Annotated in this window: 25 protein-coding genes; 7 read left to right on the top strand and 18 right to left on the bottom strand. The window is 70.4% G+C overall.

What is annotated here, in order from left to right; translation table 11 throughout:
- Window positions 1-55 precede the first annotated feature (55 nt).
- From ACWD3H_RS24050 to ACWD3H_RS24035, 4 genes are all read right to left on the bottom strand, one after another.
- Complete coding sequence (locus tag ACWD3H_RS24050) at window positions 56-181, bottom strand: hypothetical protein (RefSeq protein WP_350911882.1); 126 nt, start codon at window positions 179-181, stop codon at window positions 56-58.
- Between the two features lie 96 nt (window positions 182-277).
- Window positions 278-781 (bottom strand): 5-(carboxyamino)imidazole ribonucleotide mutase, encoded by a 504-nt coding sequence (gene purE / locus ACWD3H_RS24045; protein WP_350911880.1) that lies wholly within the window; start codon window positions 779-781, stop codon window positions 278-280.
- 175 nt (window positions 782-956) lie between these two features.
- Window positions 957-2,114, bottom strand: coding sequence for a 5-(carboxyamino)imidazole ribonucleotide synthase (locus ACWD3H_RS24040; RefSeq protein ID WP_451956538.1), 1,158 nt, complete (start codon window positions 2,112-2,114; stop codon window positions 957-959).
- Between the two features lie 191 nt (window positions 2,115-2,305).
- Window positions 2,306-3,250, bottom strand: coding sequence for a hypothetical protein (locus ACWD3H_RS24035; RefSeq protein WP_451956537.1), 945 nt, complete (start codon window positions 3,248-3,250; stop codon window positions 2,306-2,308).
- A gap of 286 nt (window positions 3,251-3,536) precedes the next feature.
- Here ACWD3H_RS24035 and ACWD3H_RS24030 point away from each other — a divergent pair, with 286 nt between their 5' ends.
- Window positions 3,537-4,070: a GtrA family protein gene (locus ACWD3H_RS24030; RefSeq protein ID WP_355552882.1), complete on the top strand. Its 534-nt coding sequence runs from the start codon at window positions 3,537-3,539 to the stop codon at window positions 4,068-4,070.
- Between the two features lie 7 nt (window positions 4,071-4,077).
- On the opposite strand, the gene ACWD3H_RS24025 is transcribed toward ACWD3H_RS24030, so the two are convergent.
- The 9 genes from ACWD3H_RS24025 to ACWD3H_RS23985 form a co-directional block, all read right to left on the bottom strand.
- The gene (locus ACWD3H_RS24025; protein WP_451956536.1) at window positions 4,078-5,355 is read right to left on the bottom strand and encodes an ATP-binding protein; all 1,278 of its coding nucleotides are present in this window, start codon (window positions 5,353-5,355) and stop codon (window positions 4,078-4,080) included.
- A 3-nt stretch (window positions 5,356-5,358) separates the two neighbouring features.
- Window positions 5,359-6,027 carry a response regulator transcription factor gene (locus ACWD3H_RS24020; RefSeq protein WP_012888073.1) on the bottom strand — a complete coding sequence of 223 codons (669 nt, stop codon included), beginning with the start codon at window positions 6,025-6,027 and terminating at the stop codon, window positions 5,359-5,361.
- Between the two features lie 251 nt (window positions 6,028-6,278).
- Complete coding sequence (gene bfr / locus ACWD3H_RS24015) at window positions 6,279-6,761, bottom strand: bacterioferritin (RefSeq protein WP_350911870.1); 483 nt, start codon at window positions 6,759-6,761, stop codon at window positions 6,279-6,281.
- Window positions 6,762-6,776: 15 nt separating this feature from the next.
- Window positions 6,777-6,956, bottom strand: coding sequence for a (2Fe-2S)-binding protein (locus ACWD3H_RS24010; protein WP_084195179.1), 180 nt, complete (start codon window positions 6,954-6,956; stop codon window positions 6,777-6,779).
- Window positions 6,957-7,151: 195 nt separating this feature from the next.
- Window positions 7,152-7,769, bottom strand: coding sequence for an MBL fold metallo-hydrolase (locus ACWD3H_RS24005; RefSeq protein WP_355552890.1), 618 nt, complete (start codon window positions 7,767-7,769; stop codon window positions 7,152-7,154).
- Entirely contained in the window at window positions 7,766-8,851 is a 1,086-nt protein-coding gene (locus tag ACWD3H_RS24000) for an S-(hydroxymethyl)mycothiol dehydrogenase (protein ID WP_350911864.1), read from the bottom strand. Before ACWD3H_RS24000 ends, ACWD3H_RS24005 begins: the two co-directional genes overlap by 4 nt.
- A gap of 83 nt (window positions 8,852-8,934) precedes the next feature.
- On the bottom strand, window positions 8,935-9,975 hold the full coding sequence (locus tag ACWD3H_RS23995; RefSeq protein ID WP_451956535.1) for an adenylate/guanylate cyclase domain-containing protein: 1,041 nt from the start codon (window positions 9,973-9,975) through the stop codon (window positions 8,935-8,937).
- A 3-nt stretch (window positions 9,976-9,978) separates the two neighbouring features.
- Window positions 9,979-10,497: a PH domain-containing protein gene (locus ACWD3H_RS23990; protein WP_355552896.1), complete on the bottom strand. Its 519-nt coding sequence runs from the start codon at window positions 10,495-10,497 to the stop codon at window positions 9,979-9,981.
- Window positions 10,498-10,530: 33 nt separating this feature from the next.
- The gene (locus ACWD3H_RS23985) at window positions 10,531-11,355 is read right to left on the bottom strand and encodes a biotin--[acetyl-CoA-carboxylase] ligase (protein ID WP_451956534.1); all 825 of its coding nucleotides are present in this window, start codon (window positions 11,353-11,355) and stop codon (window positions 10,531-10,533) included.
- A gap of 153 nt (window positions 11,356-11,508) precedes the next feature.
- On the opposite strand from ACWD3H_RS23985, the gene fdhD reads away from it, so the two are divergent.
- A complete protein-coding gene (fdhD, locus tag ACWD3H_RS23980) occupies window positions 11,509-12,396 on the top strand; it encodes a formate dehydrogenase accessory sulfurtransferase FdhD (RefSeq protein WP_451956533.1) in 888 nt (295 codons plus the stop codon).
- A 48-nt stretch (window positions 12,397-12,444) separates the two neighbouring features.
- Here fdhD and ACWD3H_RS23975 read toward each other — a convergent pair whose 3' ends face one another.
- From ACWD3H_RS23975 to ACWD3H_RS23965, 3 genes are all read right to left on the bottom strand, one after another.
- Complete coding sequence (locus tag ACWD3H_RS23975; RefSeq protein WP_451956532.1) at window positions 12,445-15,081, bottom strand: phosphoenolpyruvate carboxylase; 2,637 nt, start codon at window positions 15,079-15,081, stop codon at window positions 12,445-12,447.
- A gap of 65 nt (window positions 15,082-15,146) precedes the next feature.
- The gene (locus ACWD3H_RS23970; RefSeq protein WP_451956531.1) at window positions 15,147-16,775 is read right to left on the bottom strand and encodes a hypothetical protein; all 1,629 of its coding nucleotides are present in this window, start codon (window positions 16,773-16,775) and stop codon (window positions 15,147-15,149) included.
- Window positions 16,751-17,533, bottom strand: coding sequence for an ABC transporter ATP-binding protein (locus ACWD3H_RS23965; RefSeq protein ID WP_355552909.1), 783 nt, complete (start codon window positions 17,531-17,533; stop codon window positions 16,751-16,753). Before ACWD3H_RS23965 ends, ACWD3H_RS23970 begins: the two co-directional genes overlap by 25 nt.
- A 107-nt stretch (window positions 17,534-17,640) precedes the next feature.
- On the opposite strand from ACWD3H_RS23965, the gene ACWD3H_RS23960 reads away from it, so the two are divergent.
- From ACWD3H_RS23960 to ACWD3H_RS23940, 5 genes are all read left to right on the top strand, one after another.
- Window positions 17,641-19,245 carry an acyl-CoA carboxylase subunit beta gene (locus ACWD3H_RS23960; protein ID WP_451956530.1) on the top strand — a complete coding sequence of 535 codons (1,605 nt, stop codon included), beginning with the start codon at window positions 17,641-17,643 and terminating at the stop codon, window positions 19,243-19,245.
- Window positions 19,242-19,448 carry an acyl-CoA carboxylase subunit epsilon gene (locus ACWD3H_RS23955; RefSeq protein WP_350911848.1) on the top strand — a complete coding sequence of 69 codons (207 nt, stop codon included), beginning with the start codon at window positions 19,242-19,244 and terminating at the stop codon, window positions 19,446-19,448. The genes ACWD3H_RS23960 and ACWD3H_RS23955 overlap by 4 nt, the downstream gene beginning before the upstream one ends.
- Before the next feature lie 101 nt (window positions 19,449-19,549).
- Window positions 19,550-20,506, top strand: a complete 957-nt coding sequence (locus tag ACWD3H_RS23950; RefSeq protein ID WP_350911846.1) for an NYN domain-containing protein — start codon at window positions 19,550-19,552, stop codon at window positions 20,504-20,506.
- Window positions 20,507-20,617: 111 nt separating this feature from the next.
- On the top strand, window positions 20,618-22,039 hold the full coding sequence (locus ACWD3H_RS23945; RefSeq protein ID WP_451956529.1) for an AlkA N-terminal domain-containing protein: 1,422 nt from the start codon (window positions 20,618-20,620) through the stop codon (window positions 22,037-22,039).
- On the top strand, window positions 22,036-22,542 hold the full coding sequence (locus ACWD3H_RS23940; RefSeq protein ID WP_451956528.1) for a methylated-DNA--[protein]-cysteine S-methyltransferase: 507 nt from the start codon (window positions 22,036-22,038) through the stop codon (window positions 22,540-22,542). The genes ACWD3H_RS23945 and ACWD3H_RS23940 overlap by 4 nt, the downstream gene beginning before the upstream one ends.
- A 176-nt stretch (window positions 22,543-22,718) precedes the next feature.
- Here the strand turns inward: ACWD3H_RS23940 and ACWD3H_RS23935 are convergent, their stop codons facing one another.
- Together ACWD3H_RS23935 and ACWD3H_RS23930 are read right to left on the bottom strand one after the other, a co-directional pair.
- A complete protein-coding gene (locus ACWD3H_RS23935) occupies window positions 22,719-23,654 on the bottom strand; it encodes a hypothetical protein (RefSeq protein ID WP_451956527.1) in 936 nt (311 codons plus the stop codon).
- A 46-nt stretch (window positions 23,655-23,700) separates the two neighbouring features.
- Window positions 23,701-24,381, bottom strand: a complete 681-nt coding sequence (locus ACWD3H_RS23930) for a hypothetical protein (RefSeq protein ID WP_355552926.1) — start codon at window positions 24,379-24,381, stop codon at window positions 23,701-23,703.
- Window positions 24,382-24,479 lie beyond the last annotated feature (98 nt).

The following is a 24,479-nucleotide window of genomic DNA, read 5'->3' as shown; positions in this document are numbered from 1 at the left end:
CGACGATCTCAGGTTCCCGGCCGGGCGCTCGCGATCCTCGTTGCGGGACGGAGTGCTAATGCGCGGATACGGAGCTGACGCCGGAGTCGGCGGGCCGATGGCTCTCACCGGCGCCGAAGCTGCCGAACACCGCCAGTACGGCCGTCGTGATCCCGAGGAGGGCGCGGATCGCGTTCCTCATGATTCTCAACCTCCAAAGTCTCTGTCGGCCTCCCCCTTCCCGATGATTCCTCGTATATCCGTGATGTCACCAAGCCATCGGTCAAAGATGGCGATATCAGGCACCGAGCTGGGCGGCCTCGGCGCGGAGCCTGGCGCCCTTGGCGTGAGCCTGTTCCTTGAGAGCGAGCTGGAACGCCTCCATCTTCGCCCGTAGTCCCTCGTCGGCGGCGGCGAGGATCCGGACGGCCAGCAGGCCCGCGTTGCGGGCACCGCCGACGGCGACCGTCGCGACCGGGACCCCGGCGGGCATCTGGACTATCGAGAGCAGGGAGTCCATGCCGTCGAGGTATTTCAGCGGGACCGGGACACCGATCACCGGCAGCGGGGTCACCGAGGCGAGCATGCCCGGCAGGTGGGCGGCTCCCCCGGCACCCGCGATGATCACCTTCAGCCCGCGCCCGGCCGCCTGCGCGCCATAGGCGATCATCTCCTCGGGCATCCGGTGCGCGGAGACCACGTCGGCCTCGAACTCCACCCCGAACTCGGCCAGCGCCTCGGCGGCGAGCCTCATCACCGGCCAGTCGGAGTCGCTGCCCATGACGATGCCGACGGTGGTCATGCTCTCTCCTTGCCTCACGGCCCGGGGCCGCGCGCGTTCGCTGTGGTTGCGTGGCCCCCGCGGGTGCGGTGGCGCTCCGTGCTGTCGGGGCCGTGACGGTGCGGCGGTGCCCCGGACGGGTGGGCGACCGGCCTGCGGGCTCGGACGCGTTTCCCCCCGATGAGACCCGCTGGGCTCAGGTGTATCTTCCCTCGGTGAGGTAGACGGCGGCGTGCCGGGCGCGCGCGCGTACCTCTTCCAGGTCGGTGCCGAGCGCGGTGACATGGCCGATCTTGCGCCCCGGTCGCACCTCCTTGCCGTAGAAGTGAATCTTGATCCCCGGGTCGTGCGCCATCACGTGCTCGTACCGGGAGAAGATGTCGGAGTCGTCACCGCCCAGGAGGTTGGCCATCACCACGACGGGGGCGGCCGGCGCGGGTGAGCCGAGCGGGAGGTCGAGGACCGCGCGCAGGTGCTGCTCGTACTGGGAGGTGCGGGCCCCCTCGATCGTCCAGTGGCCGCTGTTGTGCGGGCGCATGGCCAGTTCGTTGACCACCAGACCCGAGGAGGTGGCGAACATCTCCACGGCCAGCAGCCCGGTCACGCCCAGTTCCTTGGCGATGTTCAGGGCGATCCGCTGGGCCACCGCGGCCTGCTCGGGATCGAGGCCGGGTGCGGGGGCGAGGACCTCGACGCAGATGCCGTCACGCTGGACGGTCTCCACCACCGGGTAGCTGACGCCCTGGCCGTGCGGCGACCTGGCGACCAGCACGGCGAGCTCCCGCTCGAACGGCACGAACCCCTCGGCCATCAGCGGCACCCCGGAGGCCAGGGGCCCGGCCGCGTCATCCGCGGAGCGGCAGATCCAGACGCCACGCCCGTCGTAACCGCCCCTGATCGCCTTGAGCACCACCGGCCAGCCGTTCTCCGCGGCGAACTCCTCGATGTCGGCGGCCGTCTCGACCCGTCGCCACGGCGGGCACGGGGCACCGATCCCGGTCAGCCGCTCGCGCATCACCGCCTTGTCCTGGGCGTGTACGAGCGCGTCGGCGCCGGGGTGCACGGCGAAGCCGTCCTCGACCAGGGCACGGATGTGCTCGGTGGGCACGTGCTCGTGGTCGAAGGTGACCGCGTCGCACCCCTTGACGAAGTCGCGCAGGTCCGCCAGGGACCGGTAGTCGCCCAGGCGTACGTCGGCGATCACGCGGGCGGCGCTCTCGTCTGACGAGTTGGCCAGGACCCGAAGCTCGACGCCGAGGGCGATGGCCGCCTGCTGGGTCATCCGGGCCAGCTGGCCCGCTCCGATCACGCCGACGACGGGTCCGATGGGACTGGCCAAGGAAGGGCTGCTCACGGGGGTTAAGTTTACCGGCACGCGGTACGGGGGCGGCTGGTGGGAGGCGCCCGGCCGATCCTGACAGCCGCTCCCGGCGAGGCGGCAGGCCGCCGTGCAGGTGGCCCGCCCGCCAGGAGGCCCCCAGCAGGGTCGTACGAGGGAGGCCGCCGAAGCCGTCGGGGCCCCGCCCCGAGCCCGTTCCGGGGCTCTCAGCCCGTCGTGAGGGTGGCGAGGCCGCGGCGGAGGCCGGCCGTGGTGAGTTCGGCACCCGTGCCGGCGATCTCGGTGGCGACGAGCGCGATCTCGGTCCCGGTCAGCTCGGCCGCCCTGGCACGGCCGGTGAAGCCGCGCAGGTCGGCCTTGCCGTAGATCGGGTGGGCCAGGGAGGATCGGCCGGAACGGGCCCGCTGCCGGTATTCGAGCTCCAGGGCGTGGATGACCAGCGCGCCGCCGTCGGGCAGCCGCAGCGCGCGCTGCGGGCCGACGAGCAGACGGACGTCCGCGGTGAGCCGGTCGGGCCGCACCTTCTGCGGGCGCCTGACCAGCTCGTCGAAGAGGTCGCGTACGGGGTCGTCCTTGGGGAAGGTCACCCCGCTCACCCCCGCGGGGTCGGTCAGGTAGGTCAGATAGCGCTGCGGGACGAGACGGGCCCTGACCCCCATGGCGGGGTCGTCGGTGGGCACCGCCCCCTCGGTCGGCTCGCGGACCTCGCCCCGTATCGGGATGGGGCCCGCGCCCAGCCGCCACTCGCCCCCCTCATGGACGAACAGGAAGTAGGCCGGGTCGGGCTCGCGGGCCAGGGCGACGAACCAGCGGTCGCTGTCGGCCGTGCCGGGCAGGTAGAACTCCGCCTCGGTGTAGGACTTCCTGGCGGGGGCTGGGCGGCCGTTCCGGGTCGCCTCACAGGCACGACCGCCCAGCGCATTCTCCGCCCAGGTGGTGAGCCTGCCGACGGCCGCGCAGTCCCGGTCGCGCCAGGCGTCGTCAAGCTTTCTCAGCAGCGTGAAGGCCTGGATCGCCTCCGCGAGCTCCACCCCGGCGGACGTCTCGCGCGACGGTCCGGCCTCGGGGACGGCGCCTTGCGCGTCTCTCCGCGCGCCACAACCGGTCATCATCGACAGACCGAGGATCAGAGCGAGGAGTCGGCGGCACAAGGGTTGATCCCCGGGGTAGTGGCCGTCGCGTACGGCAGTCCGTCAGGACCGATCACGGTTCTCCAACGGCATTCCGTGATCTACCGGATTAGCGTAACGTCGGACGAGCCGATTTAACCGGCGTTATGCGATATTTATTGAAATAGCACTTGATGACGGCTATGTGCACCAGCGGAGCGATGCCGCGCGGACCGTGGCCGAGCACCGGTAACCTGGCTCGGCAGTGTTCGAGGTCCTCCAACGTGGCGGATCAGTGGCCGACCCCCGAAAGGACCGTGCAGGAAACGTGGAGTTTCTCCGACACGCCTACCGGCGGCTCGCCGAACTGGCGCGAGAACTGGCCAAGTTCGGCACGATCGGTGCGGTCGCCTTCGTGATCGACACGGGCGGCACCAACCTGCTCCGGTTCGGCATCGGCTGGGGGCCGCTCACCTCCAAGGTCATCGCCACGATCATCGCGGCCACCTTCGCCTACCTCGGCAACCGCTACTGGACCTTCAGGCACCGGGAGCAGAGCGGCCTGGCCCGCGAGTACACCCTGTTCTTCATACTCAACGCCATCGGCCTGCTGATCTCGCTGCTGGTGATCGGCTTCGTGACCTACACCCTGGGCCTGGAAGACGCCCTGAGCTACAACATCGCCATGCTCACCGGCACCGCCCTGGGGACCCTGTTCAGGTTCTGGTCGTACAAGAAGTGGGTCTTCCTGCCCGGTGCCGACACGAGTCCGCCGGCGGCGTCGAAGAGCCAGGTCAACGGCCACGTGTACCTGCTGAACAAGAGCTCGGAGGAGAACTCGCCGCCGACCCTGCCTCGCTAGAGCAGGCTCAGGCGGGCCCCCGGACGATCCGGTTCCTGCCCGTGTCGCCCACCGGGCGCAGGAAGAACGCGAACGCCGCGGGACGCGGCCGTATCAGCTCCAGGCGCCCCCCGTCGGCGGCGGCCAGCGCCCTCGCGAGGGGCAGGCCGAGACCCGTACCGCCGGCCCCGCTCACGTTCCGCTCGAAGATCCTCGGGGCAAGGTCGTCTGGTATGCCCTTGCCCTGGTCCGCCACCTCGATCACGATGGACCTGTCCTTGGCGCTGGTGGTCACGGTCACCGTGCCGCCGCCGTGCTCCAGCGAGTTCTCCAGCAGGGTGGAGATCACCTGGCTGATGCCGCCGCCGGTGCCCAGCGCCTGGAGCTCACGCGTACCGGCCAGCCTCAGCTGCCGCCCGACCCTGCGGAACGCCGGGCCCCACTCGATGAACTGCTGGTCGAGCAGCGTGTCGAGTCTGACGCTCTCGGCCTGCGCCTGACGCTGTCGTCTGGCGGTGGCCAGCAACTCGTCGATCACCGCGGTGAGCCGCTCGGCCTGCACGATGGCGGCCTCGCCCTCCTCCTTGACGATCCCCGGTTCGTCCGCGGCGGCGACGATCTCCTCAAGCCTCATGGTCAGGCCGGTGAGCGGGGTGCGGAGCTGGTGGGAGGCGTCGGTCGCGAACTCCCGCTCCCTGGCCAGGAGGTCGGAGATGCGGGTCGCGCTACGGTCGAGCACCTCGGCCACCCGGTCGAGTTCCTGGATGCCGTAGCGGTGCTTGCTCGGCCTCGCGTCACCGGAGCCGAGCCGCTCAGCGATCATCGCAAGGTCGCTGAGCGGTAACGTCAGGCGGCGCGACTGCACGATGGCAAGCCCGACCGCGACCGCGAGAGCAGCCGCGGCGAGCCCCAGGATGAGGAAGAGCCATGCGCGGACCTCACGCTCCACCCCCGTCTTGTCCCGGCTGACCGCGACGTACACGCCGTTCTCCGACTGTGCGTCCGCGGTCATCTTCTGGCTCTCGGGGGGCTCGGTGCCCACCGTTATCACCTGGGGAGGCGTGCCTTTTGCATAGATCTGGATGTAGAGCTGGGAATACTTACGCTCCAGCTGCTGCTCGTCGATGGGCTGATCCTGGATCCGGGCGTACTCGACCTCCCCCAGCAGGCTCTTGGCATGGGAGGTGAGCTGCTGGATCGCCTCCTCCTCGATGAGCCTGTTGACCGCCACGGCGAGGGGAATGCCAAGCAGCAGCACCCCGATGACCGCGACGAGGAGGGTTGAGGAGAGCAGGCGTCGGCGCATTTCCTACTCGCGCTCGAACCTGAAGCCGACCCCTCGAACGGTTGTGATGTATCGGGGCTTGGCGGCGTCGTCACCGAGTTTCCGGCGTAGCCACGAGATGTGCATGTCCAGGGTCTTGGTCGAGCCCCACCAGTTGGTGTCCCACACCTCGCGCATGATCTGCTCGCGGGTGACCACCTTTCCGGCGTCGCGGACCAGGACCCTCAGCAGGTCGAACTCCTTGGTGGTCAGATGCAGCTCCTTGTCGCCCATCCACGCCCGACGGGAGTCGGCGTCGATGCGCACACCCTGGACCACGGGCGTCTCGGACGTGCCGCGCCGCAGCAGGGCGCGGACGCGCGCCAGCAGCTCGGCGAGGCGGAACGGCTTGGTGACGTAGTCGTCGGCCCCGGCGTCGAGGCCCACCACGGTGTCGACCTCGTCGACGCGGGCGGTGAGGATCAACACCGGAGTTCCATGGCCTTCGGCGCGGATGCGCCTGGCCACCTCCAGGCCGTCCATCTCGGGCAGCCCCAGGTCGAGAACGATCAGGTCGATGCCACCCGACAGAGCCCGCTCCAGAGCCTGCGGGCCGTCAGGGCTCACCTCTACTTGATAACCCTCGCGGCGCAGAGCTCGCGCCAGTGGCTCGGAAATCGAGGTGTCATCCTCGGCGAGTAGTACACAGGTCATGTTGCGATCGTAGGACCTTAGAGGATCGTTTCCCGGGTACAGCGCGCGGTTTGACTCGTCGTTGACCTATCCATTGACCTGGGCAAACACTGATAAATCCCGGATAGTCATCCCGCAACGGCCGAGGGTTTCGGAGTAGGTCTCCCACCTTGGAAGTTCCTCGAAAGCACAGGCGCACCAAAGGATTGACCGGCAAAGCAGAACACGCCCTACCAGAGAGGATCCAGTGGGCGTGTTCTACTTAATTCACCTCAAGACGGTGACGGCGGCTCGGCGTAGCGGGCGAGGTAGAGCTGCTCCCCGAGACTCTCCATCAGACCCAGTTCGGTCTCCAGATAGTCGATGTGGTGCTCCTCGTCCTCAAGGATCTCCTCGAAGATGCGGGCCGAGGTGACATCGCCCTTCTCACGCATCAGGATGATGGCGGGCCTCAGCCGGCTGACCACCTCAAGCTCGACGTCCAGGTCTGCGCGGAGCTGCTCCGCGACGGTCTGGCCGATATGCAGGATGCCCAGCTTCTGGTAGTTGGGCAGTCCTTCAAGGAAGAGGATGCGGTCGGTGAGCTTCTCCGCATGCCGCATCTCGTCCATGGACTCTTCGCGAGTGTATTTCGCGAGCTTGGTGTATCCCCAGTTCTCCTGCATCTTGGCGTGCAGGAAGTACTGGTTGATCGCGGTCAGCTCCGCGGTCAACTGCTCGTTGAGCAGCTCGATGATTTTCTTGTCGCCCTGCATGGCGGGCTCCTCGTGCTATGCGGTCGGAATCAGATCCTCAGACCGCTTCAGGATCGCACAGATCTTGCGCACGCAAGAAGCGCAGTCGCCACCGGCACCCGTAGCGTCGCGAATCTGGCGCGCGCTCTTCGCCCCTGCCGAGATGCAGTCGTGCACCTCATTTTCGGTGACCGCGCGGCAGACGCATACATACACGGGGGTGCGACCTCTCAGGAGCGTACCATAGGTTAGGCACACCTAAAGTAACTCATTTGGTTAGCCTTGCCTACGTGAGCTACGACACACACCCCTAATCTACCCGTCATCGCCACGAAGCCTCCATCCCGCACGGCGCCGGACACGCGAACGCGCCCCGGCGCGGGCCGGGGCGCGTCTCGGCGGACTTGCCGGTCAGTGTCCCCTGGCCAGCCATTCCTCCAGGTGACCGGCCTCCTCGCCGATCGAGGTGGAGTCGCCGTGGCCGGTGTACACGGTCGTCTCCGGCGGCAGGGTCAGCAGCCTCCCCTTGATCGACTCGATGATCGTGTCGAAGGAGGAGAAGGACCTCCCGGTCGCGCCGGGACCACCGTGGAACAGGGTGTCGCCGCTGAAGAGCGCGCCGATCTCCGCCCCGTACAGGCAGACCGCGCCCGGAGCGTGACCCGGCGTGTGCAGCACGGTCAGATCCACACCTCCGGCCGAGATCACCTGACCGTCCTTCAGCGGGGTGTACGGCAGGTCGGCGTAGACCATCTCCCACAGCACCTGGTCGGCCGGGTGGAGCAGGATCGGCGCGCCCACCCGCGTGGCGAGGTCGGCCGCCGCGTCGATGTGGTCGTTGTGCGCGTGGGTGCAGACGATGGCCTTCACCTCGCGGTCACCGACCCGCTCGGCGATCGCGGCGGCGTCGTGCGCGGCGTCGATGACGACCACCTCGTCGGCCGAACCGACGATCCAGACGTTGTTGTCGACCTCCCACGTCCCGCCGTCCAGCGAGAAGGTGCCGGAGGTGACCACCTTGTCGATCACAGGACCACCACCGAGCGCAGCACCTCGCCGCGGTGCATCTTCGCGAATGCGTCCTCGACGTCGCCGAGGCCGATCGTCTCGGAGACGAAGCGGTCGAGGTCGAGCCGCCCCTGCAGGTAGAGGTCGATGAGCATGGGGAAGTCGCGGCTGGGCAGGCAGTCGCCGTACCAGGAGGACTTCAGCGCGCCGCCGCGGCCGAAGACGTCGAGCAGCGGCAGCTCCAGCGTCATCTCCGGGGTCGGCACCCCGACCAGGACCACGGTCCCGGCCAGGTCACGGGCGTAGAACGCCTGCTTGTAGGTCTCCGGGCGGCCGACCGCCTCGATGACCACGTCCGCGCCGTTGCCGCCGGTGAGCTCCCTGACCGACTCGACCATGTCCGAGGTGCGGGAGTTGACCGTGTGGGTGGCGCCGAACTCCTTGGCCCACTCCAGCTTGCGGTCGTCCACGTCCACCGCGATGATCTTCGAGGCGCCCGCCAGCCTGGCGCCGAGGATGGCCGCGTCACCGACGCCGCCGCACCCGATGACCGCCACGCTGTCGCCGCGGGTCACCCCGCCGGTGTTGATCGCGGCGCCCAGGCCCGCCATCACGCCGCAGCCGAGCAGCCCGGCCACCTGCGCCGGCGCGGACGCGTCGACCTTGGTGCACTGCCCGGCCGCGACCAGGGTCTTCTCGATGAAGGCGCCGATGCCCAGGGCGGGGCTGAGCGGCGTGCCGTCCTCCAGGGTCATCTTCTGGGTGGCGTTGTGCGTGTTGAAGCAGTACCAGGGACGGCCGCGCAGGCACGCCCGGCAGTTGCCGCAGACGGCCCGCCAGTTCAGGATCACGAAGTCACCGGGCGCCACCTCCGTGACGCCCGCGCCGACGGCCTCGACCACTCCGGCGGCCTCGTGACCGAGCAGGAACGGGAATTCGTCGTTGATGCCGCCCTCGCGATAGTGCAGGTCCGTGTGACAGACACCACAGGCCTGCACCGTCACCACGGCCTCGCCCGGCCCCGGATCGGGCACGATAACGGTCTCCAGCGAGACGGGCTCGCCCTTGCCACGCGCGACCACGCCTTGGACGGTGTACGGCATGTCCTGCACCTCATCTGTTGCGAAACTCACCGAGCCCCACGGGACTCGCTTACCGGTTGGACGGCCTTGGAGAAGCCCCCGCCTCAATCATTACCAGCCCGGCGCAGCACGTACGGCTGCACCACCCCCAGACCCCGGGCAGGCCGCCGCCGGATGCGGCCGACCTCGACGCCCGGCGCGCCCTTCAGCGCCTCGGCCAGCTCGCTGTCGACGACGATGGTGCCGGGGCGGGCGATGGCCGTGAGCCTGGCGGCCAGGTTGACCGTGGTCCCGAAGACATCGCCCATGATCGGCAGCACCGGGCCGTACGCCAGCCCGATCCGCGCGTCGAGCCCGTACCGCTGGATGACGCCGACCAGGTCCAGAGCGATCATGGCCGCGGTCCGCGGGTCGGCCGCCGTGAAGAGCACCTCGTCGCCGAGTGTCTTGACCAGCCGCCCCCCGTGCTCGGCGACCACGTCGGAGGCCCGTGCCTCGAAGCCCTCGACCAGCTCGGCCAGGCCCCGCTCGTCCAGCTCGCGGGCGACCCGGGTGAAGGCGACCAGGTCGGCGAAGCCCACCGCGAGGGTGAGCCGGGTCGGCACGATCTCGTCGGTGATGTCGGCGATCGCCAGCAGGCGGGTCCCCGCGGCGGCGAGCTGGGCTCGCCAGACGTGGATCAGGACCTGCTCGAAGTCGGGGAGCAGCCGGCGCGCGGTCTCCATGACCCTCGCCAGGTCCTCGTCGGTGGGACGCCGGCCGGGGTCGAGCATGGCACCGATCATGATCTCGGCCTGCCACTGCGCGAGCCTGGCAGTCGTCTGGCCGAGCGCCCTGGCCATCCGGATGACGGTCCGGTCGTCCAGCAGGCCGCTCTCCATCATCATCCGGACCCGCTTGAGCACCGTCACGTCCGCGTCGGTGAAGGCCACCTCGTCGTCGGGGAGCGTGGCGAACCCCAGCGCGCGCCAGATCCGCTCGGTGAGCTCCTGCGGGAGCTCGGCGAGGCTCGCCACCTGGATCCGGGTGTAGCTGGGAGAGGTGCCGACGAACAGGTGCTCGATCTGCTCGGCCGTGGGACGTCCCGCGAAGATCTCCTCCTCTCCGCCCGCGCCTTCCCCCCGGCCCAGGGGGTTACGCCCCACCGGTCACCGCCCGCCGTGTTCCGATGGCTCCCCGTCGATCGCGTCGTCGAGCGCGCGGAACACCTCGGCCCGCACATCCTGGATCCGCGGGATGTCCCGCAGCGTGATCCGGCCATGGTCGCCCGCCGACTCGACGACGAGCGTGCCGCAGCCGAGGACCCTCTCCATCAGGGTCTGGTCGGCGCTGACCGTGTTGACCTTCGCCATCGGGATGTCGTCTATGGATTTGTTCAGCACCCCCGTACTGATGGTGAACCGGTGCGAGGTGAGCACGTACGAGGTGTTCTTCCACCTCAGGTACGGCACGAACGACCACACGGTCAGCAGACCGATGGCGACCACGGCCACCGCGATGCGCGCGTAGGAGTCGTATTCGAAGGCGGGCATGAAGAAAATGGCGGCGCCGGACCCCGCGATGATCAGAATCAACGCGAGGAACGGGCCGATGAGGCGCTTCCAGTGCGGGTGGAACGACCGGATTCGCCGCTCCCCCTCCGTCATGTGGTGATCGGGTAGACCCATGGGGCAAATCGTGGCACGCCTGCATGCCCCACGTCATGAGCTGTGCGGACGAACATGCACGACGTCTCCCGCGCTGAGCGCGTGTTCCTGCCCCTTGGAGCTGACGAGCAGGTGGCCGGCGCCGTCGATACCGGTGGCCGTGCCGGTGAGCACCCGCTCGCCCGGCAGCTCCACCCGGACCTCCTGGCCGACCGTGGCGCTGATCGCGAGATAGGCGGCCCGCAGGCCGCACGCCTCGGCGTCGCCGTCCGCCTCCGACCACTCCCGGTAGTGGAGCTCGATCTCCCGCAGCGCCGCCCGCAGGATCGGGTCGCGGTCGACGCAGGCGGCCTTCTCGATGGCCAGCGAGGTGGCGGTCTCCACCGGCAGTTCCTCGGCGCGCACGCTCACGTTGAGCCCGACGCCCACGATCACCGCGTTGTCGATCCGCTCGGCGAGCACCCCGGCGACCTTGCGCCCGCCGATCAGCAGGTCGTTGGGCCACTTGAGCCGGACGTCGACCTCGGCGACCTTCCGCACGGCCGACGCGACCGCGAGGGCGACGAGCAGGGACAGCCAGCTCTGCCTGTCCGGGGGCGGGTCGGGGCGCAGGAGCACCGAGAAGGTCAGGCCGGAGCGCGGCGGAACAGTCCAGGCCCTGCCGAGCCTGCCGCGCCCGGCGAACTGGGCCTCCGCGACGACGACGGCTCCCTGCCGCGCACCGTCGCGGACGGCCTGCGCGAGGTCGGCGTTGGTCGATCCGGTCCTGGCGACGACGGCGATGTCGGACCAGAGGCCGCCGGGACGGACCAGCGCGCGGGTGAGCGCCGCCTGGGAGAGCGGCGGACGGTCGAGATCAGTGAAGGGCGAGTCGAGCACTTAGCCATCTTGCCTCCCCTAACGACCCCCTGTTACCGAATTAGGGCAATGACCAGGGAATACTATTAACGAAGTCTGGGTGCGCAGGCGAAGCCCAGCTTTCCGAACGGGGATGAAACCGTTCGGACGGCAGCGAAAAGAGAAAATGACCGCATGAGCAGAGACCTTGACCCGCGGGACGGCATCGAGGTGGCGGCCGTGCGGAGGCCGGGGCCCACCACGCGGGCACGGGTCGGGCAGATGCGCTCGGGGACGCTCCACGAGCGCCGGGACGACCTGGCCACCGAGGAGCCGCTGGAGATCCGGATCCAGGCGGGCGAGGAGCGCCGCACCGTCGCGATCACCATGCGCACCCCGGGGCACGACTTCGAACTGGCCGCCGGGTTCCTGTACGGCGAGGGCGTCGCGGCACCCGCCGACGTGGCGTCCATCGCCTACTGCGCGGACGACGACGTGCCGCCCGAGGCCCGCTACAACACGGTGACCGTGCGGCTGCGCGGCGACGCCCTGCCCGATCTGCCGTCGCTCGACCGGCATTTCATGACGTCGAGCGCGTGCGGCGTCTGCGGCACCGCCAGCCTCGACGCCCTGCGTGGCCGCTGCTCACCGCTGCCCGCCGCCGATGACCCGCTGCGCGTCTCCCCCGAGGTCCTGTACCGCCTTCCTGGCCGGCTGAGGCAGGCCCAGGGGGTCTTCGGCAAGACCGGGGGGCTGCACGCGGCCGGGCTGTTCACCGCGGAAGGCGAGCCGCTCGCGGTCCGCGAGGACGTGGGGCGGCACAACGCGGTGGACAAGCTGGTCGGCTGGGCCATGATGACCGGGAGGCTGCCGCTGGGCGGGCACGTGCTCATGGTCAGCGGGCGGACCAGCTACGAGATCATGCAGAAGGCCCTCACCGCGGGCCTGCCCGTCGTCTGCGCGGTCTCCGCGCCCTCCTCCCTGGCCGTCGACCTGGCCAGGGAGTTCGGCATGACGCTGGTCGGCTTCCTGCGCGAGGAGCGCTTCAACCTCTACGCGGGGGCGCACCGCGTCGGCCGGTGAGCGCCGCCCGCCGGCCCGGTGCGGGGCCCGCGGGCGGTGGCGAGAAGATCAGCCCGTGTTCTGCAGACCGGCGGCGACGCCGTTGACCGAGAGCAGCAGCAGCGTGGACAGGCGCTCGCGCTCCTCCTCCGACAGCCCCTCGTCCGCGCGGAGCGTGGACAGGGCGCGGAGCTGCAGGTGGGAGAGCGCGTCGACGTACGGGTCGCGGAGCTGCACCGCGCGGGACAGCACCTTGCGGTCCTCCAGCAGGCGGGTGTGGCCGGTGATCTCCAGGACCAGGCGGCGGGTCAGGTCGTACTCGGCCAGGACCTGCTCGACGAAGTCGTCCCTGGCGCCGAGCGCGAGGTAGCGGGCGGCGATGTCGCGGTCGGTCTTGGCCAGCGACATCTCCACGTTGTCCAGCAGCGAGGCGAACAGCGGCCACTCCCGGTAGGCGGCGCGCAGCTCGTCCAGGCCCGCCTCGGAGATGACCGCCTCCAGGCCGCTGCCCAGGCCGTACCAGCCGGGCAGGTTGACCCTGGTCTGAGCCCAGGCGAAGACCCACGGGATGGCCCGCAGGTCGTCCAGGGACCGGGGCGCGCCGAGGCCGCGCCGGGCCGGACGGGAGCCCAGGCGGAGCGAGCCGATCTCCTCCAGCGGGCTGACCAGGGAGAACCACTCGGGGAAGCCGGGCGCCTCGGTCAGCAGCCGGTACGCCTTCTCCGAGGCGGAGGCGACCTGCTCGGCCACCGCCCGGAAGCGTCCCGCGGCCTCGGCCGTGCGCGCCTCGATGGACGGGGTGGAGGCGAGCAGCACCGCGGAGGTGACCTGCTCCATGTGACGGCGGGCGATGGCGTCGTGGCCGTAGCGGGCGAAGATGACCTCGCCCTGCTCGGTGACCTTGAACCTGCCGCCCACCGACCCCGGGGCCTGCGCGAGCACCGCCCGGTTGGCGGGACCGCCGCCCCGGCCCAGGGCGCCGCCCCGGCCGTGGAAGAGCGTCAGCGGCACGTCGTGCTCGGCCGACCAGGCGGCCAGCGCCTCCTGGGCCTCGTACAGCTTCAGCGTCGCCGCGGCCGGGCCGAGTTCCTTGGCGGAGTCGGAGTAGCCGAGCATGACCTCCAGGCGCCGGTCGTCGGCCAGCCTGGCCTGGACCTCGGGGATCTCCAGCATCCCCGACAGCACGCTGGGGGCGGCCGCCAGGTCGGCGCCCGACTCGAAGAGCGGGACCACGTCGAGCCGGGGGGCCCGCTCGCCCAGCGCGTGCACGGCCAGCGCGTGCACGGCGGCGATGTCGTCGGCCGAGCGGGTGAAGGAGACGACGTAGCGGGAGCAGGCACTCACCCCGAACCGCTCCTGGATCCAGGCGATCGTACGGATCGTGGCCAGGACCTCCTCGGTCCGCTCGGAGACGCGCCCGGCGGCGATCTCCTCCAGTGCGGCGGCGTGGACCTGCGAGTGCTGGCGGACCTCCAGCTCGGCCAGGTGGAAACCGAACGTCTCCACCTGCCAGATGAGGTGCTGCAGCTCCCCGTACGCCTGCCTCCTCGCCCCGGCCGCGACCAGCGACTCCTGGGTGATCCGCAGATCGCCCAGGAGCTCCTCGGGCGAGCGGTAGGCCAGGTCGAGACCGCGCTGCCTGGTGGCCGCGATGCGGGCGGCGACGAACATCAGCCACTGCCGGTGCGGCTCCTGCGGGGAGCGGGTGGCCATCTCCGAGACCAGGTCGGGGTGGTCGTTCACCGCGGCGGACAGCGCGGCCCGCAGCTCGGGCGAGGCGGGGGCGTAGCCGGCGGCGAGGGTCAGCGAGCGGCCGATCCGGCCGGCGGCGGTCTCCAGGGCGATCAGCACGTGCTCGGCCTGGATGAGCACGGCGTCCCTGGTCACCTTGGCCGTGACGTTCGGGTTGCCGTCGCGGTCGCCGCCGATCCAGCTGCCGTACCTGATGAAGGCGCGGGCCCGGGGCTTCTCGGTGCCGCCGCCCCCGCCGAGCGCGGCGTCCAGGGCGCGGTAGACCTGCGGGACCACCCGGAAGAGGGTCTCGTCGAAGGCCGCCATGGCGGTGCGGACCTCGTCTCGCGGGTCGAGCTTGGTGGATCTGAGCTGGGCGGTCCGCCAGAGCAGGTCGATCTCCTCCAGCAGCCGCCGGCGGGTCTCCGCCCGCTCGGCGGCACCCCGCTCGGGGCTGTTGTACAGGGCGAGCTGGCCGCTGATGCGCTGGATCGCGGTGACCACGGCGCGCCTGCGGGCCTCGGTGGGGTGCGCGGTCAGCACCGGGTGCAGGCGCAACTCCTCGACCAGGCCGGCGACCTTCTCGCCACCGAGTTCCTGGACCGCCTGGGCCAGGGACTCCGGCAGCGGCTCCTCGCCGGTGTCGCGGACCCTGAGCGTGCGGATTCTGAAGTGCTCCTCGGCCAGGTTCGCCAGGTGGAAGTAGCACGTGAACGCGCGGGCGATCTGTACCGCGCGATCGACGGGCCACTCGGCCACCATCGCGGTGATCTCGTCGACCGATACCTGCCTGCGGCGGGCACCGATGACTGCCTTGCGCAGCCGTTCGACGTCGGCGAGCAGGTCATCGCCACCATGCTCGGCGATGACCTGCCCCAGAAGCTCGCCGAGCAGTCGCACGTCCGCGCGCAGCTCGTCGGGCATCTCGGTGACAGCGGAGGAACGCTCTACCTGATGAGACACGGTGGCTGGCATGTTCGTCAGCGTACCCAGTCCGTTTTCTCCGGCGGAGACCGGTCTCACCCATTGGACTAGACCATTCAGGCGGCCTTGGAGATCGCCTGCAGCAGCGCTGGATACCTGGCGAAAGCGGCTTTACCCGCGATTCTCCGGCCACCGGCGGAGAGCAGCAGTCCGTACGGCACCGCCAGCGCGGCGACCCAGGTGAGGCCGAACAGCACCGGCAGCACGATCGGCAGCACGAGCAGGCCGGTGCCGATCAGCGCGCCGAACGAGGCGACGAAGGCGATGCCGCCCTGCCCCGGAGCCGCACCCGTGAAGGCGTTCAGGCGTTCGGGCACGGTGTAGGGCATCTGCACGCTGGTCAGCGCGCCCACCCCGAGCCCGACCCCGAGGACGCCCCAGGCGGTCAGGGTGGCCGGGACCGCCCAGCCGACGTCTCCGGCCAGCAGGGCCGCGACCAGGGAGAGCACCAGCAGCACCGGCACGCCGATCGTCGCCACGGCCAGGTGCCGCCCCGCGATGTCGGTGCGCCAGTCGCGGTCGGTGCCGTAGGCGACGGCGTTCATCCACAGCGAGCGGCCGTCGATGCCGAAGGCGTTGCACCACTGCATGCTGATCAGCGCCGCACCGATGCAGGCGGGAGCGACCGCCAGGGCGACCCCGGTCGGACCGCCCTGGCCGTTCAGCGAGAAGGCCATGATGCCCGCGACCGCGACGGCGGCGAACCAGCCGACCCTGCCCCGCGGATCACGGCGGGCGTACCTGAACTCCTTGCCCACGACCGCGGCGAGCGGGCCGTCGGGCAGGACCCTGGCCAGCAGGCCCCGGGAGTTGCGCACCGAGGAGCTCTGGGTGGAGGCGTCAGGGGAGACCAGGGCGCGGCGCAGCGCCGCGATCCACAGCCACCCCACCCCGGCGACCAGGGCGGCGAGCACGACGATCGCCAGAAGGGCCGCCGCTCCTCCGTCGGCGACGGCGTGCGCCGCCATACCTGACGGGGTCCAGCGCAGCACCGAGGCGGTACCGCGCAGCATCGCCCCCGGGTCGGCCGACAGACCGCCGTTGAGCAGCAGGTTGGGCAGCTGTGCCGCCAGCACGACGAAGATCACCGAGACGGCCAGCACGTCGCGGCCCCTGCGGGTGCGCAGCACGCTGGAGAGCGCCGTGGTGACCAGCCGGGAGAGGACGACGCAGAGCGCGAAGTGGAGCAGCACCGCCACCGTGCCCAGGAGCACCCCGCCGGCCCCCGTGGCCAGTCCGGCCACGGCCCCGATCATGACGACCAGCGTGGCGGCCGGCCAGACGCCGGTGATCGAGGCGGCGAACATGCCGGTGGCGAGTTGGCCGGTCCGCAGCGGGAAGAGCGCCAGCCGCGACGGGTCGAGCGTGTCGTCCAGCCCGAACGCGAGCAGCGGCACGACCGCCCAGCCCACCAGGAAGGCGGCGAACAGCACGGTGACGACGTCGCCTGCGACCTCGGCGGACGCGAGACGCAGCGTGGTCATGGCGAAAAAGCCCAGGGCGGCGAAGACGATCGCGGCGATCACCGTGAAGACGAACCCCAGCAGGTGCTGGACGCTGCCGCGCAGGTTGCCGGCGACGAGCCGGAGCTTGAGTCGTACGAACACCGAGGGCCCCACCCGCACGGTCCCGGGCACCGCCCGCTGCCGGTCCGGCGCGCTCATGCCGGGGTCGCGCCCAGCCATGACAGGCCCTCCTGCCCGCTCGCACCGTCACCCCGGGCGCCGACCAGCCCCAGGAACGCCTCGTTGAGGCTGCGGCCCGCCCTGACCTCGTCCAGCGGCCCCTGGGCGACGATCAGCCCGCCGTCCATCACCGAGACCCAGTCGCACAGGCGCTCGACGAGCTCCATGACGTGGCTGGAGAAGACGACGGTCGAGCCGGAGTCGGTGTAGCGCCTGAGCACCTCGACGAGCGTGTTGGCGCTGACCGGGTCGACGCCCTCGAACGGCTCGTCGAGAAAGAGCACACCGGGGTTGTGCAGCAGCGCGGCGGCCAGGCCGATCTTCTTGCGCATACCCGTCGAGTAGTCGACGACGAGTTTGTCCGCCGACTCGGTCAGGCCCATGACCTTCAGCAGCCCCTCCGCCCGCTGCTCCACCTCGGCCCTGGGAATGCCTCGGAGCTGGCCGTTGTAGGACAGCAACTCCCTGCCGGAGAGCCGCTCGAACAGGCGCAGCCCCTCGGGGAGCACGCCGATGCGGCTCTTGACCGCGACCTGGTCGCGCCAGACGTCGACACCACCGATGTGGATCGAACCCCCGTCGGGACGCAGCAGGCCGGTGACCATGCTGAGCGTGGTGGTCTTTCCCGCCCCGTTGGGACCGACCAGCCCGGCGAAACTGCCGGCGGGCACCACGAGGTCGACGCCTCCCACGGCCACCTGCTGCCCGAATCTCTTGAACAGCCCCTGCGTTCGCACCGCCTCGATGGCGTCCGGCATGTTCCCCCCTTCCAGGATCACGGCTCCGGCGATCAGCCGACTCATCCGGAAAACGAACGGTCGCCCCCGATAGTTCGCACTGTCAGAGGGCGGTTTACCCTGCTGGCATGAGCGAGCCCTTGAGCGCCGAGACCACGGCCGCCGAACCCGATATCCGTACGACGGCCGGGAAACTGGCCGATCTGGAACGCCGTCTGGACGAGGCCGCCCACGCGGGTTCCGCGCGCGCCATCGAGAAACAGCATGCGAAGGGCAAGATGACCGCCAGGGAGCGGGTCCTCGCCTTCCTGGACGAGGGCAGCTTCGTGGAGTTCGACGAACTCGCCAGGCACCGGTCCACGAGCTTCGGCATGGAGCGCGAGCGTCCGTACGGCGACGGGGTCGTGACCGGATACGGCACCGTCGACGACCGCCCCGTGGCGGTGTTCTCCCAGGACTTCACGGTCTTCGGCGGTTCTCTGGGCGAGGTCTTCGGAGAGAAGATCGTCAAGGTCATGGACCACGCGCTGAAGACCGGCTGCCCGGTGATCGGCATCAACGACTCCGGCGGGGCGCGCATCCAGGAGGGCGTCGTCTCGCTGGGCCTGTACGCCGAGATCTTCAAGCGGAACGTCCACTCCTCGGGAGTGATCCCGCAGATCTCGCTGATCATGGGCCCGTGCGCGGGCGGCGCCGTCTACTCGCCGGCCCTCACCGACTTCGTGCTGATGGTGTCGGAGAAGTCGCACATGTTCATCACCGGCCCCGACGTGATCAAGACGGTCACCGGCGAGGAGGTGACGTTCGAGGAGCTCGGCGGCGCGCACACGCACAACTCCCGCTCGGGTGTCGCCCACTACGAGGCCTCCGACGAGGCCGACTGCCTGGAGTTCGCCAGGGCGCTGCTCTCCTACCTGCCGTCCAACAACATGGACGAGACCCCGGTGTTCGACGCCGAGGTGGTGCTGGAGACCACCGACTCCGATCGGGAGCTCGACACGCTGGTCCCCGACTCGGCGAACCAGCCCTACGACATGCACACGGTTCTCGAACACGTCCTGGACGACGGCGAATTCCTTGAGGTGCACGCGCAGTTCGCGCCGAACATCCTGGTGGGTTTCGGCCGGGTCGAAGGGCGCTCCGTGGGGATCGTCGCCAACCAGCCGATGAGTTTCGCGGGCACGCTGGACATCGCGGCCTCGGAGAAGGCCGCGAGATTCGTGCGTACATGCGATGCCTTTAACATTCCGGTACTGACATTTGTCGATGTCCCCGGATTCCTTCCCGGCACCGACCAGGAATGGAACGGGATCATCCGCCGCGGCGCCAAGTTGCTCTACGCCTACGCCGAGGCGACGGTGCCGCTGGTCACGGTCATCACCCGCAAGGCGTACGGTGGAGCCTACGACGTCATGGGTTCCAAGCACCTGGGCGCCGACATCAACCTGGCCTGGCCGACCGCGCAGATCGCGGTGATGGGAGCGCAGGGCGCGGTCAACGTCCTCTACCGGCGCGAGCTCGCCTCGGCCGCCGATCCGGACGCCCAGCGGGCCCGGTTCATCGCTGAATACGAGGACACGCTCGCCAACCCGTATCTCGCGGCCGAACGTGGGTATGTGGACGCGGTGATCCGCCCCTCCGACACCCGAGTCCAGATCGTCAAGGCGCTCAGGACCCTGCGCAACAAGCGCGCGACCCTGCCGCCGAAGAAGCATGGGAACATCCCGCTGTGAGACACCTGAAGATCATTAAAGGGGATGCGACCCCCGAGGAGATCGCCGCGGTGGTGATCGCTATCTCTGCGCACACCGCGGCCGCGACTTCGGGCCCGAAAGCCCTGCAGACGCCAAAATCCTGGAGCAATCACTCACATGGCATGCGAAAACATCTTCCTACCGGACAAGGTGCGTGGAGATCGAGCGCACTGCCGAGATAGATCCTCAGAACGGGGTGTCAACTTGCACGAGAGTTGGGACCATCTAAGAAATGGGCGCATATAGTCAGCCGATCAGCTAGTTACGAGGCCTGGAGGACGACATGACCATCCTGGACCTCACGTCACACCCCATCGCCGCGAAGTACGCCGTCCTGGTCGACGTCGGGTACCTGTACGCCGCGGCGGGAGAGGTGCTTCTGAGTGCCAAGGAGCGCAAGGAGTACCGGGTCGCGGCGGACGAACTGATCCAGGCGTTGCAGAAGCACGCGGAGGAGCGAATCCACGGCGAGCTGCTGAGGATCTACTGGTACGACGCCGCCCGCGACCGGGTGCCGACCGTCGACCAGCGGGTCATCGCGCAGCTCCCCTGGGTCAAGGTCCGCCTGGGCAACCTCAACGCGAGGGGCCAGCAGAAGGGCGTGGACGCGCAGATCAGGAGCGACCTGGAGGCGCTGGCCAGGCACCACGCGGTGAGCGACACCATACTGCTGGCCGGGGACGAGGACATGGTCCCCGCCGTCGAGGCCGCCCAGGCCTACGGGGTGCGGATCCACCTGTGGGGGGTGGAGCCGCCGTACGGCACCAACCAGGCCGAGCGCCTGGTCTGGGAGTCCGACACCGTCGAGATCATCAGTGCCGACTTCCTGCGCTCCTTCTTCAGCCGGGCCCCCGCGCCGGTCCCGGTGCCGGCCGCCCCGAGCGCCCCCTCCCCCGCCCAGGTCTTCGCCGGGCGCACCGCCGCCGCCACCGCCACCGCCAAGCCCAAGGCCCCCGCGGGCCAGGTCACCAAGCTGGGCCCGAGCCGCCCGCGCGTCGAGGAGGTCGGTGAGCACGTGGCCCAGAAGTGGATCCTCACCCGCGGCCGCGACAACATCCGCGACCTGCTCCCGGGGCCGATCCTGCCCACGGTCATCGACACCGAGCTGCTCATCGAGGCGGAGAAGGAGCTGGGCCACTCCCTCCGTCCCTACCCCGAGGCACGCGTCTGGCTACGCGACGGATTCTGGGCCCGCGTCTACCGGGAGTTCGAGATCGGGGTCGGCGTCTCCTCCAAGTGACGCGCCCGCGAGGCACGCCTCAGCGGATCACCGCCCTCCCCGCGACGACCGCCACGACCATGTCCGATTCCCGCCAGCCGTACGGGGTGGGCTGCGAGTAGCGTCATCAGCATGTCCGTGAGAGAGCTCGACTTCGACGCCTGTTACCGCGCGGTGGCCGCGAGGGACGCCCGGTTCGACGGGCGCTTCTACACGGCGGTCACCTCCACCCGTATCTACTGCCGGCCGATCTGCCCGGCACGCACCCCTGCCAGCCGCAACGTGCGGTTCTACCGCCACGCGGCCTCCGCCGAGGCGGCCGGGTTCCGGCCGTGCAAGCGGTGCCGGCCCGAGCTGAGCCCCGGCGATCCCGGCTGGGACCACCGGGGCGACCTGGTCGGCAGGGCGCTCCGGCTGATCGACGAGGGCGTGGCGGACGACGGCGGGATGGCCCGGCTGGCCGGGCGGCTGCACATCACCGGGCGGCACCTGCACCGGCTGTTCACCACGGAGATCGGCGTGGGACCGCTGGCCGTGGCCAGGACCAAGCGCCTGCTGCTGGCCAAGCAACTGCTGACCGAGACCGGGCTGCCGATCGTCGACGTGGCGTTCGCGTCGGGTTTCGGCAGCGTCCGGCAGTTCAACGCGACCATGAAGGACACCTACGGGTTCACCCCGGGCGAGCTGCGGGCGACCACGCGATGCAGCGCCGACGTCTCGGGCGACGCGCTGACCCTGCGGCTACATCGCAGGGAGCCGTACGACGCCGCGGCCCTGATGCGGTTCCTGGCCGCGCGGGCGATCCCCGGTCTGGAGCACGCGGACGGCACGTCCTACCGCCGCGCCGTCCCCGGTGGCACGGTCACCCTGACCCCCAAGGTGGACCACGTCCGGCTGGACGTGAGCGTCGACGACACCAGCCACCTGGCCAGGATCGTCGCCCGCTGCCGCCGCCTCCTCGACCTCGACGCGGACCCCGAGGCCATCTCCGCCGCCCTTGGCGAGACCTCGCTGGAACCGCTCGTCGCCGCCCGTCCCGGGCTGCGGGTGCCCGGCGCGTGGGACGGCTTCGAGGTGGCCGTCCGCGCCGTGATCGGCCAGCAGATCTCCGTCGCGGGTGCCCGCACCATCCTCGGGCGCGTCACCGCCCGAGCCGGGCGCCCGCAGCCCGGAACGGGCGTCGACGAGAGATTGACCCACCTGTTCCCGACCGCGGCCGAGCTCCACGAGGCTGATCTGGGCGGGCTGGGCCTGACCGGGCGGCGGGTGGCCACGCTGAAGGCGCTCGCCGCCAGGGTGGCGGACGGCGAGATCGACCTGGACGGGGCACAGCAGCCCGCCCAGGCGGTGGCCGGACTGCTTGAGGTCCCCGGGATCGGGCCGTGGACCTCGGGTTACATCGCGTTGCGGGCGCTGCGCGACCCGGACGCCTGGCCTGGCGGAGACCTCGGCCTGCGGCGGGCCATGGCCTGCCTGGGCATCCCGGAAGACCACATCGAGCGGTGGCGTCCATGGCGGGCGTACGCCGCACTGCATCTTTGGAGTTCCGAATGATAGAAGCACAGGTACTCGCCACCCCGACCGAGCCGCTGGCGCTGCTCGCCCGCGAGGGCGTCCTGGTCGCGGCGGGCTTCACCGACGCCCCGGACGAGATGTTCGCGCGGCTCTCCCCCGGCCTCCGGGCGGAGGGCCTGGCCCTGACCGCCGACCTGGGCCACCCGGCGCGTGCCGTACGCGACTACCTGGACGGCGACCTGAAGGCCCTCGACTCCGTGGCGCTGGAACAGCCGGGCACCCCCAAGCGGCAGCGGCTGCTCACCGCCCTGCGTGAGGTCCCGCCGGGCGTCACGATCAGCTACGCCGAGCTCGCCGAGCGGGCGGGCCTGCCGAGGACGGCGGCCAGGGCGGCCGGGAGCGCGTGCGCGCAGAACCTGATCGCGCCGTTCGTCCCCTGCCACCGCATCCTGCCGTCCACCGGCGGGTTCGGCGGCTACTACTACGGCACGCCGGTCAAGCGGTGGCTGCTCATCCACGAGAAGGCGATCGCCGGCGAGTGACGCCGGCCGTCTTCGACCATGAGGCGCGCCCAGCTCGGTCAGCGGGGCGTCACGGTGCGGCATGAGGGCCTCCGGCGGATGTGAATCCTGGTCGACTCACACCACGTCACGAGGCTCTCGCCCATTTCAAGATCATTCGACCGGGCCGCCATCACCGACGTCCATGGGTGGTACACCTATCCGGTCTTCCTGACGGTGCTCTGCACCTCGCCCACCGGGACGTCGCGGGTGACCCCGACCTCGACCGGGTCGTAGGCGAAGGGCACCACGTCGTCCTCGATCTCGATGGGCCAGACCGAGGTGACCGTCAGCACGTAGGCGTCACGCGGCTGGTCGACCGAGGCCCGCAGGTAGCGCACGCCGCAGGTGAACGCGGCGCCCTTCGCGTACGGCTTGCCGCCGGGGCCGCACTCCTCCTTGACCTCCGCCCGGTCGGCGGTGGTGCCCGCGTCGATCCGGATGTCCTCAAGGGTGGCGGTCACGGTGGCGCTCATCACCCCGGGCAGCGTCGCCGTCACGGACCTGGTGGTCTCGCCGATGCCGCTCAGCCAGACCCAGGTCGGCAGGTTGACGTAGCTCTTGGCGTCCGGATTGAGCTCGATCTTCGGCTCGGGCACGGTCAGCGCGGCGCGGGCGATCTCGACGAGTTCGGCGATGGTGATCCCGGCGGGCGGCGTGGTGTTCGGGGGCGCGAACACGTAGGGCTCGCCCAGCGCGGCCACGCACGCCAGCCCGTTCGGATCGGCGGAGTTGTAGGCGCGCTGCCACCAGGTGCCCTCCTGGCCGATCCGGGCCTCGAACGGCTCCAGCGCCTCCTTCCGCCTCTCCCACTCCTGCCCGGGGAGGGCGTCGGGAAGGGCGTCTCGCTGCGAGTCCAGCATGTCGGCGGCGTTGCCCCGGGGCTCGTACCAGCAGGGGCGCTTGATCCGATATCCATCGTTCTTCCCGCTGAGCCCGGTGCCCGTGACGACGATCCGGGAGTCCTTGAGGGTGACCCCGGCCTTGTTGCCGTGCTGGAAGCCCTCACCGGTCGCTCCCCCGGTACTGGGAGGGTCGGACGGCACAGCGGGGGAGAACAGCAGCAATCCCGCGAGGATCACTTTTCCGATCATCGAACACCTCCGGTGTGGGGACCGGGTCCCGGCCGCGGGGAGAGAGTCATCTGAGGCAGCCCTTCGCGCGCTCGTCGGGGAGCTTCGCGTGGCGGAAGAGCCTGATACGCCAGCCCCCGTCGGCGGCCCGCCCCATCGCGGCGGACTGGAGGAAGGGCTTCCTGGTCCAGTCGGGCTGCCTGGCGACGGGCTTGCCGGTGGAGGAGTCGAGGAGGCGCATCTTCGACTCGTCGACGCAGACGTCCAGCTGCGCCCCCCGGTCGTCGCCCGAGCCGCTGACCGCGCTGACGTTCAGGGCGTACAGCCGGGCGGTCCCCCGCACCGACCTGCGCTCGTCGAGAAACGCCCCCACCCAGGAGGACGCGTCGTCGACCGCGTCGTACTCGACCACGTCGAGGTAGCCGGTGTCACGGCCCTCGCTCACGACCGCCCTGAAGGCTCCGGCGAAGTAGTCGCGGAGAACCTCGATCATCGCGGTCGTGTCGGCGTCGGGCGCGGCGGGCCACTCGACCACCACCCGCACTCCCGGCGCGACCCCGACCTTCTCCTCTCGCGGCGCGGCCGACCGCGCCGAGTCCTGCGGGGAGGGCCGCGCGGGAACTCGCGAGGAGGTCTCGACGGGAGAGGTGTCCGAAAGATCGACGGGAGTGAACGGCTGAGCCTCCGACGGGGTACAGGCCGCCGACAGGAGCATGACCAGCGCGATCACCACACGCACACCGATCACGCTAGGAGCGTCCGCCCGCCGGAACCACCGATATGCACGATTCGGCATGGCTCCCCTGCCGCCCTCGCCCCGCATCCGGCGGCCCACCGCGCCGCCGC

It is taken from the genome of Streptosporangium sp. NPDC002607, assembly GCF_053592655.1.
The sequence above is the reverse complement of the archived record's forward strand: the minus strand, read 5'-3'. Positions and strand labels throughout refer to the sequence as shown.

Excerpts from the sequence above, each read along its gene's own strand:
- ACWD3H_RS24050 (WP_350911882.1), bottom strand. The coding sequence starts at position 181 with ATGAGGAACGCGATCCGCGCCCTCCTCGGGATCACGACGGCCGTACTG.
- purE (WP_350911880.1), bottom strand. The coding sequence starts at position 781 with ATGACCACCGTCGGCATCGTCATGGGCAGCGACTCCGACTGGCCGGTG.
- ACWD3H_RS24025 (WP_451956536.1), bottom strand. The coding sequence starts at position 5,355 with ATGCGCCGACGCCTGCTCTCCTCAACCCTCCTCGTCGCGGTCATCGGG.
- ACWD3H_RS24020 (WP_012888073.1), bottom strand. The coding sequence starts at position 6,027 with ATGACCTGTGTACTACTCGCCGAGGATGACACCTCGATTTCCGAGCCA.
- bfr (WP_350911870.1), bottom strand. The coding sequence starts at position 6,761 with ATGCAGGGCGACAAGAAAATCATCGAGCTGCTCAACGAGCAGTTGACC.
- ACWD3H_RS24000 (WP_350911864.1), bottom strand. The coding sequence starts at position 8,851 with ATGCCGTACACCGTCCAAGGCGTGGTCGCGCGTGGCAAGGGCGAGCCC.
- ACWD3H_RS23990 (WP_355552896.1), bottom strand. The coding sequence starts at position 10,497 with ATGGGTCTACCCGATCACCACATGACGGAGGGGGAGCGGCGAATCCGG.
- fdhD (WP_451956533.1), top strand. The coding sequence starts at position 11,509 with ATGAGCAGAGACCTTGACCCGCGGGACGGCATCGAGGTGGCGGCCGTG.
- ACWD3H_RS23975 (WP_451956532.1), bottom strand. The coding sequence starts at position 15,081 with ATGCCAGCCACCGTGTCTCATCAGGTAGAGCGTTCCTCCGCTGTCACC.
- ACWD3H_RS23970 (WP_451956531.1), bottom strand. The coding sequence starts at position 16,775 with ATGGCTGGGCGCGACCCCGGCATGAGCGCGCCGGACCGGCAGCGGGCG.
- ACWD3H_RS23965 (WP_355552909.1), bottom strand. The coding sequence starts at position 17,533 with ATGCCGGACGCCATCGAGGCGGTGCGAACGCAGGGGCTGTTCAAGAGA.
- ACWD3H_RS23960 (WP_451956530.1), top strand. The coding sequence starts at position 17,641 with ATGAGCGAGCCCTTGAGCGCCGAGACCACGGCCGCCGAACCCGATATC.
- ACWD3H_RS23950 (WP_350911846.1), top strand. The coding sequence starts at position 19,550 with ATGACCATCCTGGACCTCACGTCACACCCCATCGCCGCGAAGTACGCC.
- ACWD3H_RS23945 (WP_451956529.1), top strand. The coding sequence starts at position 20,618 with ATGTCCGTGAGAGAGCTCGACTTCGACGCCTGTTACCGCGCGGTGGCC.
- ACWD3H_RS23940 (WP_451956528.1), top strand. The coding sequence starts at position 22,036 with ATGATAGAAGCACAGGTACTCGCCACCCCGACCGAGCCGCTGGCGCTG.
- ACWD3H_RS23935 (WP_451956527.1), bottom strand. The coding sequence starts at position 23,654 with ATGATCGGAAAAGTGATCCTCGCGGGATTGCTGCTGTTCTCCCCCGCT.